Here is an 11,357-nt window from a genome sequence, read left to right as displayed (position 1 = left end):
CCGTAACCTCGCTTCCGGAACACCACACGAGCGCTCCCCGATGAACACCGGGACGTGGACGCGCACCTATGCCAGCGTGGCGTCTGTGTTCCCGCGTTCAGTTCTCATCAATCAAGCAAAAAATGTTCATTGGCACTATCTGCCCGCCAGGCCGACCTTGTTACATGGGCGCGACCATGCCCGCCACCCACCGACCGGCTCCGCCGGGAAGTTCAATGCAGATCACCGAAACAATCTACCGTCGTCCTCGCCGCCCGACCAATCAGCTCCCATAGCTGGAAAACATCACCCCAGGCAGCGGGATCATCGCAAGTTTGCTGGGAACCTGTCACCGATCTCACACTGCTTGCGAAGGTCGGTGACGATCGCGGGCGGGGTCATAGAGATGGGACTGGGCGCAGGACAGATTCGGAGTGAGGGCGCGGCCCACGAGGATGACGGCGGCTTGGCGCAGCCCCGCGGATTCGACCTGGTCGGCGATATCGGTGAGAGTTCCGCGCAAGACCAATTGATCGGGTTGGCTGGCTCGATAGACCACGGCGGTCGGGCAATCGGCGCCGTAGTCCGCAATCAGCTCGGCGGCCAGGGGGCGGATCCGGGTAATGGCCAGATGCAGCACCAGCGTGGCCTGGGTCCGGGCGAAGTTCGTGAGTGCCTCGGTTTCGGGCATGACGGTCGAGCGGGCCCGGGTGCGGGTGAGTACCACCGACTGGACCACTTCGGGGACGGTCAACTCGGTGCCGAGCATGGCGGCCGCGGCGGCATAGGCGGGGACGCCGGGGGTGATGTCCCATGGCACGTCCGCCGCGTCGAGGCGGCGGGTTTGTTCGGTGAGGGCCGAATATATGGAGGGGTCGCCGGAGCAGAGGCGGGCGACGTCCTTACCGCAGCGGTGCGCGCGCACCAGATGCTCGGTGATCTGGTCGATGTCCAGGTGTTGGGTGTCGATCAGTTCGGTATCGGGGGCGCAGTGCGCGAGCACCTCGGGGTCCAGATAGGTGCCCGCGTAGAGGCAGACCGGGGCGGTGCGCAGCAGCTCTACCGCGCGAACGGTCAGCAGGTCCGCCGCGCCCGGCCCGGCCCCGATGAAGTGCACGGTCATGCGGGAGAGTCTAGGGCTAGGCCGTCGCGTCGAAGTGGGCGATCACCTTGTCCGGGTGCACCCGAACCACTAGTTCGCCCGGGACGCCGTTGCGCTTGCCGAATTCTTCGGCGCGATCCGCGCCCATATAGCGGCCGGCGATCTCGGTGGCGGTGCGCAGCAGTTCGTCGGGATCCTCGGACAGTGTCACGGTGCCTTGGATCTGAATGGAGGAATACGGCTCTTGCTCGAGGTCGACCACCACCGCGATGCGTGGATCGCGGGCGAAGGCCCTGCCCTTGGCCGTGGCCTTGCCGGTATTGAAGACCAGTTCGTCCCCCTCGAGGACGAACCACACCGGGGTGACCACCGGCCGTCCGTCGGCGGCCACGAATGCCACCTTTCCGGTTCGATTGGCATGGGTCAGAAAGTCGCGCACTTTGGGATCCGAAAGTGAGGCCATGCCCCAACCCTAGAACCCCCACAGCACCGGACAGATGATCACGTGGAAACTGTGGCCGCAAACCGCCTCCGGCGCTGCCGCCGCCAGTTCCACCTGATCTTGATCGCTCGCTAGATGGCGCCTTGTTCGCGGGCGCGGGCGACCGCGGAGGTCCGGGAGCGCACGCCGAGTTTGGCGTAGATGTGGACGAGGTGGGATTTGACGGTGGTTTCGCTGAGGAACAGATCCTTGGCGATCTCTCGGTTCGAGCTGCCGTTGGCGACCAGGCGCAGCACCTCGATTTCGCGCGGGCTCAGGGTGGTATCGGCGCGGCGCACGCGGATCATCAGTTTGGAGGCCACCGCAGGCGACAGCACACTCTCCCCCGCGGCCGCTGACCGCACCGCCGCGAGCAGTTGCACCGGCGGGGTGTCCTTGAGGATGTAGCCGCAGGCCCCCGCCTCGATGGCGCTGAGAATATCGGCGTCGGTGTCATAGTTGGTGACGACCAGGACATTGGGCGGCTTTTCGAGCGCACGTAGTTCGGCGGTCGCGTCGACGCCGGAGCGGCCGGGTCCGAAGCTGAGATCCATGAGCACCAGATCGACCGGGGTGGTCGCGCAGAACGCGACGGCGGCCTCCGCAGTCTGCGTGTCACCGAGGACGGTGATGTCGGGATTGCTCTCGAGTAGTGCGCGCAGGCCCGCGCGCACGATGGCGTGGTCGTCGGCCAGGAGGAGGCGGATCACGTGGGGTGCTCCTGGTCCGTCGCATTTGGTATGCCCGCTGCGGGCGGGTCGGTGTCACTCGGCGGCGACGCGGGTTCGGCCGCAGTCTGTATCACTGCGGGCGTGCTGGGCCCGCTCGGCGGCGACGCGGATTCGGCCGCAGTCTGTATCACTGCGGGCGTGCTGGGCCCGCTCGGCGAAAGCCCGGATTCCGCCGCAGTCCGGACCGCTGCGGGCGGGACGGATTCACTCGGCGCGGACGCGGATTCAGCCGCGGCCTGAACCGCCGCGGACAAGTCGGGGTCGCTCGGCACGGGCGCGGATTTCGCGGGACTCGATGCCGCTGCCGACAGGTCTGTGACCGAGCGGTATTCCGCTGATACGGCCTCCAGCGGAAACGAGACGGTGACCGCGGTGTGGCCGGGTTCCGACTCGACCGCCATTGTGCCGCCCTGCTGTTCGACGCGACTGCGCATGGCGGCCAGACCGAAGGTCCCCGTCGGTGCGCGGTCGAGCACCGATGGATCGATGCCCATGCCATCATCGACCACGTCGAGGTACACATCGGTGTCGGCATAGGTCAGGGTCAATCGCATCCGGCTCGCGTCCGCGTGGCGCACCACATTCGAGACCGCCCCCTGCGCGATCCGAACCAGTGCCGCCTCGACGGGCATCGGCAGGCGCTCCGGCGTGCCCTCGACGACCATCTGGGCAAGCAGTCCGGGAGTCTCGGCGCGTTGACAGATGCGCTCGAGCGCCTGCGCGAGGCTCTGCCCCTCCAGCGCGGCGGGGGTCAATTCCGCTATCAGCCTTCGGGTTTCGGCTAGGTTCTCCGCCGCGGTCTCGCGGGCGAGGCGAATCTGTTGCAGCGCAGGATGCTCCGGTGCCGACTGCTCCGCGGCGTGCAGCAGTAGTTGGATGCTGCTCAACCCCTGCGCGACGGTGTCGTGGATCTCCTGCGCCAGCCGCTCACGCTCGGCCAACTTGCCCGCCGTGCGCTCCTGTTCCACGAGAGTTGCTCGGGTACTGAGCAATTCGTCGATCAGGCGCTGACGTTCGGCGGATTCACCGAACAGCGCCTCGTAGCCGAGCCCGATCCCCACCGCCACGGCCGCGCCGATAATCGGCCCGATCGCACCCGCAACCGACCAGCCGCGGTGCACCCCGAAACCGATCACCGCCACCACGGTGGCCGCACCGACCGCAAGCAGACTCCACGGCCGTGGTAGCAGGTGCAGGTAGAGGAAGAACACACCGAATGCGAGGTATCCGGCATCGGGTGCGAGCACCACAAGTGCGAGCCACAGCACCGTCAGCGCCGCCAACCAAATGCGGATCCCCGCCGGGTGGCGGCCGACCAGCGCACCGGCGAAGTACACGGCCGAGAACGCCGCGGTCAGCGTGAGGACGCCGAGCGGATGTCCGGCACCCGGCAGCAGTGCACGCGCCGCGACCACCACGGCCAGCGTCGTCACCAGCACATGCAGCCCCAACCGCAGCGCGGTGAAGACGGGGGTGAGCGGCGACGAATGCACGTTGTCAGCTTATGTGCGGCTATCCGGGCGGCATCCATCGAAAGGCGTAAAACACCGAACAACCTTCGATCGGGCCGCATACCTCCGCATGCGCGATGGCGGTGACCTCGGAGCGCGGCAGGGTGGTGGCATGTTCGTCGCACTCCGGGATCTGCGGGCCGCACGCGGCCGTTTTCTGCTCATCACGCTGGTCGTCACCCTGGTGGCGCTGCTGGTGAGTTTCCTCAGCGGTCTCACCACCGGACTCGCGCACCAGAACATCTCGGCCATCGAGGCGATCCATGCCGATGCCATTGTCTTCGCCGATAACGGCGCGGATCCCTCCTTCGACACCTCCGCACTGACCGAGCAACAGGTCGAGGTCTGGCAGGCGGCCGCGGGTTCCGTTGACCCGATCGGCATCAGCCGGGCGCAGGGCGCGGTATCGGGTCAGGGTGCAAGGAAACCCGCCCAGGTCGCGCTGTTCGGGACCACCGCAACCGCATTCGGCAACCGCGTCGCAACCGATTCCGGCACTGTCGTGCTCAGCTCCGGCGCGGCCGAGGACCTCGATGCCATCACCGGTGACACCGTCACGTTCGGCGCGGGCACCTTCCGCGTGGCCGCGGTCCAGGGCGACGATTGGTACAGCCACACCCCCGTCGCCTGGATGACACTCGCCGACTGGCAATCGGTGAGTCCCCGCGGCGGCGCCGCCACGGTGCTCGCGGTATCCGGCATCCCGAATACCGCCTCCGCCAACGCATCTGCGCATACGACCTCGACCAGTGTCTCCGAATCGCTGTCGGCGTTGGGTTCCTACAAAGCCGAAAACGGTTCGCTGACACTGATGACGGTGCTGCTGTTCGCCATCTCGGCGCTGGTGATCGGCGCATTCTTCACCGTGTGGACGGTGCAGCGCATGCCCGATATCGCGACCCTGAAGGCACTCGGCGCGACATCCGGATCGTTGGTCCGCGACGCCCTCGCCCAAGCGGCGATCGTACTGATCGCCGGTGTCGCGGTCGGACTCGGAATCACGGTCACCGCAGCAACATTCATGGGCGAGGGACTGCCATTCGTACTCAGCCCTTCGACAACCCTGTTCCCTGCGGCGGTCCTGATTTTCCTCGGCCTGGTCGGCGCGGCCATCGCCCTGCGCTTCCTGTTCACCATCGACCCGCTGACCGCACTCGGTGCGACCCGCTGACCTCCGGAGACCCGCATGACCACCGCGACCATGACGAAAACCGCTCTCACCGTCAACGAAACAACCCTCACCTACCCGGACGGCGCAGGCCGCCTCACCGCACTGAACAACGTGAACCTGCATGTCACCGGCGGCACCATCGCCGCGATCACCGGCCCCTCCGGCTCCGGGAAATCCAGCCTCCTCGCGGTAGTCTCCACCCTGATCCGCCCCGACTCTGGCGAGGTGACCCTCGAAACACGTTACGGCACCGTGGATTTCGCCACATTGACGCGCCGCAAGGCCGCCGCCCTACGCCGCTCGTCCATCGGCATCGTCTTCCAACACCCCAACCTCATCCCCGCGCTGACCGCCGTCGAACAACTAGAGGCCATGTCCCACCTCGGCCAGCATTTTTTCACCTCTCCCATCCGACGCCGCGGAACCCGCACCAAGGCAATGGAATTACTCGACGCCGTAGGCCTGGCCGACCAACACTCCAAACGCCCCGCGCAACTCTCCGGCGGCCAACGCCAACGCGTCAACATAGCTCGTGCCCTGATGAACGACCCGGCCCTCCTGGTCATCGACGAACCAACCAGCGCCCTCGACACCGAACGCGGCACCGCCATAATCGACCTGATCCTTACCGTGTCCCGCACCCACGAAGCCGCCACCCTCCTGGTAACCCACGACCACACCCACCTACATCAGATGAACGCTGTCTACCGCATGGTCGACGGCACCCTCTCCCTCGACCGGGCCAACGGCCACGCCGCCTGAAACCTGCACGTCCGCCGGGATTTTCCGCGCGAGCCCGCCCCTGCCGGACCGCACGGATACCCGACCCTTGACGACATCACGAAGGCTGTCAACCGATTACGCCGATAAGCCGAGCAGCACATTCCGCTGATCCCGCACCCGAACCTGTATCGCCTCGACGACCGCCGCCACCTCGGGCCTGCGCAATGTCTCGGTGCGAGTGACGAGCCAATAGGTGAGGCGAATGGAGACTTCCTTTCGAAGCACTCGGATCAAGTCGTCGTGGCGATCGGCCATAAAGCATGGCAGCAAACCGAGGCCCGCAGCTGCGCGGGTTGCTTCGACGTGCACGAAAACATTTGTGGAAGTGACGGATTCACGCATGGCGGGTCGGAAGCTGGAAGCCAGGTCCAACTCGTCCACCTGCAACATGGAATCGATGAAGTAGACCAACGAGTGGCGCGCGAGATCCCCTATGGCCGTCGGTGTTCCGTGTTCACGGAGATAGTCGCGGGAACCATAGAGACCGAGACAGTAATCGGCCAACCGAATAGCCCTTGCGCGGTGCACTTGCGGCTCACCCACCACAACTTCGATATCCAGACCGGACCGCTGCTGGGAGGCACGCCGAGTCGCCGCCACGATCTCGACCGAGATCTTCGGATGCCGCCGCTGCACCTCCGCGGCGGCCGGTGCCGCCATATAGGCACTGAACCCGTCGGTCGCCGAAATCCGAACCACACCCTCCAGCACCCGCATGCCGTCGGCATCGGTAGCCAGGGACTTGACCGCCGATTCCACTGCCTCGGCCGCCGCCAACGCCTCGCGCCCGAGATCGGTCAACTCCCAACCGCCGGTCACCCGGGTCAGTACCCGCCCACCCAGCGTCTGCTCCAGTGCGGCAATGCGGCGCGAGATGGTGGTGTGGTTGATCCCCAGCTCCTCGGCCGCCGACACGAAGCGCCCGGAGCGCCCCACGGCGAGCAGAACCAGCAGATCATCCGCGCTGGGGCGGCTGGCACCCGGTGCGGCCGAACTCATATCTGCATTCTTGCAGATGCGCACTGCACAACTGGTTATTGCGGCCGAAGATATGTGCACGAATACTCGTGCTGACCACGAAATGTGGGGGCCGTCACATCTGCTTGCCAGATGTGGCCCCGGTCATGAAGGAGATGTTCGATGAGTGTGCGCGATGCGATGCGGCCGACGGGAAACGATCCCGGCGGGGTACCGGCCGGGCTGAGGCGGGTGGTGGCCGCGTCCATGGCGGGCACCGTCGTCGAGTGGTACGAGTTCTTCCTCTACGGCACGGCCGCGACGCTCGTCTTCAGCAAGGTGTTCTTCGCCAAGGACACCAGCGATCTCGACGCGATCCTCGCCGCCTTCATCACCTACGCCGTCGGTTTCGCCGCACGCCCCTTGGGCGGTGTCGTCTTCGGACATTTCGGTGACAAATACGGCCGCAAGAAGCTGCTGCAGTTCAGTCTGGTGCTCGTCGGAAGCGCGACCTTCCTCATGGGCTGTCTACCGACCTTCGCCCAAATCGGTTACTGGGCACCGACATTGCTCGTCGTCCTGCGATTCATTCAGGGCTTCGCGGTCGGCGGCGAATGGGGTGGCGCGGTACTGCTCGTGGCCGAACACAGTCCGAACTCCAGGCGCGGCTTCTGGGCTAGCTGGCCGCAGGCCGGGGTGCCGGTGGGCAATATGTTGGCGACGGTCGCACTACTGGCGCTGACCTCGACGCTGTCCGACGCCGCCTTCCTCAGCTGGGGCTGGCGTGTGGCGTTCTGGCTGTCCGCGGTGGTCGTGCTGGTCGGCTACTACATTCGCACCAAGGTCACCGACGCACCCATTTTCGTTGCGGCACAGCAGGAAATCGAACAGATCAAGGCCAATTCGCTCAGTGTCGTCGAGGTGCTGCGGCGCTACCCGCGCGGTGTGTTCACCGCCATGGGGCTGCGATTCGGCGAGAATATCCTCTACTACCTGGTGGTCACGTTCACCATCACCTATCTCAAGGTGCACGTGCACGTCGATACCAAGGTCATCCTCTGGTGGCTGCTGGCCGCACATGCCGTGCACTTGGTCATGATTCCGTTGGCGGGCAGCCTTTCCGATCGCTTCGGCCGACGGCCGGTGTACCTGGCCGGCGCGCTCACCGCGGGCACCTGGGGCTTCTTCGCCTTCCCCATGATGGACAGCGGCCATAACGCGATCATCATGTCCGCGATCATTATCGGCCTGGTATTCCACGCCTTCATGTATGCGGGCCAGCCCGCGATCATGGCCGAGATGTTCCCCACCCGGATGCGGTATTCCGGTGTCTCCCTCGGCTATCAGGTCACCTCGATCGTAGCTGGATCGCTCGCCCCGATCATCGCCGTGCGCCTGCTCAATACCTATGGGTCGGCGGTACCGATCGCCCTGTATTTGGCTGCGGCCGCGGCGATTACCGCGATCGCCGTCCTGTTCGCCCGCGAAACGAAGGGCATAACACTGGAGAGCATCGACACCGCCGACGCGGAAAACCTTGCCGCGCAATCGGCACATACACCGGCCGAAACCGTCATGCCGGAGCCGAGCGCCAGCGAGGCGCAGGCATGAGTGATCTGACCGGACGTTCCGCCCTGATCACCGGCGGCGCCAGCGGCATCGGCGCCGCCTGCGCCAGAGAACTCGCCGCGCGCGGCGCCATCGTCACCATCGCCGATATCGATGACGTGGCCGCGAAGGCACTCGCGAGCGATATCGACGGAAAAGCCTGGGCCATAGATCTTCTCGACGTCGCGGCACTGGAAAATCTCACCCTGGACGTGGACATCCTGGTGAACAACGCCGGTGTACAGAGCATCAACCCGATCGAGGACTTCCCGCCGGAGCGATTCCGGAACCTGATGACGCTCATGGTCGAAGCGCCGTTCCTGCTCATCCGCGCGGCACTGCCGCGGATGTACCAGCGAGGTTTCGGCCGGATCATCAATCTGTCCTCGGTACATGGATTGCGCGCGTCCGAATACAAGGTCGCGTACGTGACGGCCAAGCATGCTCTGGAGGGCCTGTCCAAGGTGACGGCGCTCGAGGGCGGCCGTCACGGCGTCACGAGCAATTGCGTCAATCCCGGATATGTTCGAACGCCGTTGGTGGACAAGCAGATTGCCGATCAAGCCAAGGCACATGGCATCGACGAGCAGCAGGTGCTGGAGCGGGTGCTGCTCACCGAGAGTGCGATCAAGCGGCTGGTCGAGCCGCAAGAGGTTGCGTCACTGGTGGGTTGGCTCGTCTCACCCAACGCGGGCATGGTCACCGGCGCGTCCTACACCATGGACGGCGGGTGGACCGCCCGGTGATTCCGGCGGGCCTAGCCCAATGCGGACAGCGCCATCTGTCGCAGGACCGGCCGGGCCCGGGTGGCGGTGGCATTGGTCGCGCTGTGCGGCGTGGAGTTCATCAAGCCGAAGCCCGCATGGGCCTGCACCCGCGCGGTCTCCTCCGGCAGTTCCGGATGCAACTCCCGCAGCACCGTCACCCAGATCTCGACATACTGACGCTGGGTGCGCCGCAGTTCTCGTCTGGGCCCGACCGGCACGTTCTCGAGGTCGCGGTCCTGGATCCGGATGAGTTCGGGCTCGCCGAGCGCGAAGTCCAGATGGAAATCGACAAGCCCGTCCAGCGCCTCCCGCGCCGACCCGGTCCGCGCCACCACCGCCTTCCCACCCGCGAGCAGCCGCTGACTGACCCCGATAAGCAGTTCGACCAGCAGCGCCTCCTTATTCGGGAAGTGCCGGTAGACCGCCGGGCCGCTGATCCCGACGGCCGCGCCGAGGTCGTCCAGGCGCATGCCGAGGAACCCACGATCGGCGATGAGCCGGGCACCCGCATCGAGCAACTGCTCCCTGCGCTGCATCTTCAGTTTTTCCCTGCGGGTGAGCGTGCCGGGGTCGGTGCTGGTCACACGCCCTCCTTTCAGCACACCTGGACATCTCGGTTAATCAACATTAACCTGAATTCCAGTTATCGGCGACTAACTGGATGGCAGGACGGCGTGATGACGGTGACCGAACAGGTCGGGGTCGACAACCGCACGGCACATGGGGCGCTACTGGAGGATCTACGCGCCCGGCTGGCCGCTGCGGCGCTCGGCGGGCCCGCGAAGGCGCGCGAGCGACATGTGGCCCGCGGCAAGCTGCTGCCCCGGCAGCGGGTGGATCAGCTGCTCGATCCGGGCAGCCCGTTCCTCGAGCTCTCGCCGCTGGCCGCGACCGGCATGTACGACGACGAATGCCCCGGCTCCGGGATCATCACCGGCATCGGGCGGATTTCCGGGCGGGAATGTGTGATCGTGGCCAATGACGCCACGGTCAAGGGCGGCACCTACTACCCGATGACGGTGAAGAAGCATCTGCGCGCCCAAGAGGTCGCATTGCAGAACCAGTTGCCCTGTGTGTATCTCGTCGACTCAGGCGGTGCGTTCCTGCCGCGCCAGGACGAAGTGTTCCCGGACCGGGAGCATTTCGGGCGCATCTTCTACAACCAGGCGACCATGAGCGCCAAGGGAATTCCGCAGATCGCCGCGGTACTCGGTTCCTGCACCGCCGGTGGTGCGTACGTGCCCGCGATGAGCGACGAGGCGGTGATCGTGCGCAATCAGGGCACGATTTTCCTCGGCGGACCGCCGCTGGTGAAGGCCGCGACCGGGGAAGTGGTTACCGCCGAGGAACTGGGCGGTGGCGAATTGCATTCGCGCACTTCGGGAGTCACCGATCATCTGGCCGAGGACGATCAGGACGCGCTGCGCATTGTGCGCCGCATTGTGGCCACGCTCGGCCCGCGCCCGGCCAGCCCGTGGGAGGTGACGCCGACTGTCGCGACCGCGAAGCCGGAGTCAGAACTGTACGACGTTGTCCCGGTCGATCCGCGCACGCCGTACGACGTTCGCGAGGTCATCCATCGGCTGGTCGACGGTGGCGACGGATTCCACGAATTCAAGGCCGAATACGGCAAGACGCTCGTCACTGGATTCGCCCGCATCCATGGCCATCCGGTCGGCATCATCGCCAATAACGGCGTGCTGTTCAGCGAATCCGCCATGAAGGGCGCGCATTTCATCGAACTGTGCGATAAGCGCAAGATTCCGCTGCTGTTTCTGCAGAACATCACCGGTTTCATGGTCGGGCGCGATTACGAAGCGGGCGGTATCGCCAAGCACGGCGCCAAGATGGTCACCGCGGTCGCGTGTGCGCGGGTGCCGAAACTCACGGTGGTGATCGGCGGATCCTATGGCGCGGGCAACTATTCGATGTGCGGGCGCGCGTATTCACCGCGTTTCCTGTGGATGTGGCCCAATGCGCGGATTTCGGTAATGGGTGGTGAGCAGGCCGCCTCGGTGCTGTCGACGGTGCGCGGGGATCAACTCGACAGCAGCGGACAGCCGTGGTCGGCCACGGACGAGGAGGCATTCAAGGCGCCGATTCGGGAACAGTACGAACATCAGGGCAATCCGTACTACTCGACCGCGCGGCTCTGGGACGACGGCGTCATCGACCCGGCCGACACCAGAACCGTACTCGGACTTGCCCTTTCGGTGTGTGCGCAGGCACCGCTCGAACCCGTTTCCTACGGCGTCTTCCGGATGTGA

10 protein-coding genes and 1 pseudogene are annotated in these 11,357 nt (G+C 65.6%); 5 read left to right on the top strand and 6 right to left on the bottom strand.

Going from position 1 to position 11,357, the window contains the following annotated elements; translation table 11 throughout:
- Positions 1-337: 337 nt before the first annotated feature.
- From cobM to ACIBI6_RS33905, 4 genes and pseudogenes are all read right to left on the bottom strand, one after another.
- Positions 338-1,102, bottom strand: coding sequence for a precorrin-4 C(11)-methyltransferase (cobM, locus tag ACIBI6_RS33920; protein WP_364340834.1), 765 nt, complete (start codon positions 1,100-1,102; stop codon positions 338-340).
- Positions 1,103-1,118: 16 nt separating this feature from the next.
- The gene (locus tag ACIBI6_RS33915; protein WP_364340832.1) at positions 1,119-1,544 is read right to left on the bottom strand and encodes a PPOX class F420-dependent oxidoreductase; all 426 of its coding nucleotides are present in this window, start codon (positions 1,542-1,544) and stop codon (positions 1,119-1,121) included.
- A 110-nt stretch (positions 1,545-1,654) separates the two neighbouring features.
- Positions 1,655-2,272: a LuxR C-terminal-related transcriptional regulator gene (locus tag ACIBI6_RS33910; protein WP_396958935.1), complete on the bottom strand. Its 618-nt coding sequence runs from the start codon at positions 2,270-2,272 to the stop codon at positions 1,655-1,657.
- A gap of 365 nt (positions 2,273-2,637) precedes the next feature.
- Positions 2,638-3,786 (bottom strand): annotated as a pseudogene (locus ACIBI6_RS33905) (sensor histidine kinase); the annotation flags it as partial.
- A 130-nt stretch (positions 3,787-3,916) separates the two neighbouring features.
- Between ACIBI6_RS33905 and ACIBI6_RS33900 the strand changes: the two are divergent.
- The gene (locus ACIBI6_RS33900; protein WP_396958933.1) at positions 3,917-4,975 is read left to right on the top strand and encodes an ABC transporter permease; all 1,059 of its coding nucleotides are present in this window, start codon (positions 3,917-3,919) and stop codon (positions 4,973-4,975) included.
- 30 nt (positions 4,976-5,005) lie between these two features.
- A complete protein-coding gene (locus ACIBI6_RS33895; protein ID WP_396958956.1) occupies positions 5,006-5,737 on the top strand; it encodes an ABC transporter ATP-binding protein in 732 nt (243 codons plus the stop codon).
- Between the two features lie 96 nt (positions 5,738-5,833).
- Here ACIBI6_RS33895 and ACIBI6_RS33890 read toward each other — a convergent pair whose 3' ends face one another.
- Positions 5,834-6,757, bottom strand: coding sequence for a LysR family transcriptional regulator (locus ACIBI6_RS33890; RefSeq protein ID WP_364340826.1), 924 nt, complete (start codon positions 6,755-6,757; stop codon positions 5,834-5,836).
- 141 nt (positions 6,758-6,898) lie between these two features.
- Here ACIBI6_RS33890 and ACIBI6_RS33885 point away from each other — a divergent pair, with 141 nt between their 5' ends.
- Entirely contained in the window at positions 6,899-8,326 is a 1,428-nt protein-coding gene (locus ACIBI6_RS33885; protein WP_396958931.1) for an MFS transporter, read from the top strand.
- Complete coding sequence (locus tag ACIBI6_RS33880; protein ID WP_364340822.1) at positions 8,323-9,069, top strand: 3-hydroxybutyrate dehydrogenase; 747 nt, start codon at positions 8,323-8,325, stop codon at positions 9,067-9,069. The genes ACIBI6_RS33885 and ACIBI6_RS33880 overlap by 4 nt, the downstream gene beginning before the upstream one ends.
- An 11-nt stretch (positions 9,070-9,080) precedes the next feature.
- On the opposite strand, the gene ACIBI6_RS33875 is transcribed toward ACIBI6_RS33880, so the two are convergent.
- Positions 9,081-9,626, bottom strand: a complete 546-nt coding sequence (locus tag ACIBI6_RS33875; RefSeq protein WP_364341343.1) for a TetR/AcrR family transcriptional regulator — start codon at positions 9,624-9,626, stop codon at positions 9,081-9,083.
- Positions 9,627-9,767: 141 nt separating this feature from the next.
- On the opposite strand from ACIBI6_RS33875, the gene ACIBI6_RS33870 reads away from it, so the two are divergent.
- A complete protein-coding gene (locus ACIBI6_RS33870; protein WP_396958929.1) occupies positions 9,768-11,357 on the top strand; it encodes a carboxyl transferase domain-containing protein in 1,590 nt (529 codons plus the stop codon).

The organism is Nocardia sp. NPDC050412 (genome assembly GCF_044458825.1).
Lineage (GTDB): Bacteria > Actinomycetota > Actinomycetes > Mycobacteriales > Mycobacteriaceae > Nocardia.
The sequence above is the reverse complement of the archived record's forward strand: the minus strand, read 5'-3'. Positions and strand labels throughout refer to the sequence as shown.

Excerpts from the sequence above, each read along its gene's own strand:
- cobM (WP_364340834.1), bottom strand. The coding sequence starts at position 1,102 with ATGACCGTGCACTTCATCGGGGCCGGGCCGGGCGCGGCGGACCTGCTG.
- ACIBI6_RS33915 (WP_364340832.1), bottom strand. The coding sequence starts at position 1,544 with ATGGCCTCACTTTCGGATCCCAAAGTGCGCGACTTTCTGACCCATGCC.
- ACIBI6_RS33900 (WP_396958933.1), top strand. The coding sequence starts at position 3,917 with ATGTTCGTCGCACTCCGGGATCTGCGGGCCGCACGCGGCCGTTTTCTG.
- ACIBI6_RS33895 (WP_396958956.1), top strand. The coding sequence starts at position 5,006 with ATGACGAAAACCGCTCTCACCGTCAACGAAACAACCCTCACCTACCCG.
- ACIBI6_RS33890 (WP_364340826.1), bottom strand. The coding sequence starts at position 6,757 with ATGAGTTCGGCCGCACCGGGTGCCAGCCGCCCCAGCGCGGATGATCTG.
- ACIBI6_RS33885 (WP_396958931.1), top strand. The coding sequence starts at position 6,899 with ATGAGTGTGCGCGATGCGATGCGGCCGACGGGAAACGATCCCGGCGGG.
- ACIBI6_RS33880 (WP_364340822.1), top strand. The coding sequence starts at position 8,323 with ATGAGTGATCTGACCGGACGTTCCGCCCTGATCACCGGCGGCGCCAGC.
- ACIBI6_RS33875 (WP_364341343.1), bottom strand. The coding sequence starts at position 9,626 with ATGCAGCGCAGGGAGCAGTTGCTCGATGCGGGTGCCCGGCTCATCGCC.
- ACIBI6_RS33870 (WP_396958929.1), top strand. The coding sequence starts at position 9,768 with ATGACGGTGACCGAACAGGTCGGGGTCGACAACCGCACGGCACATGGG.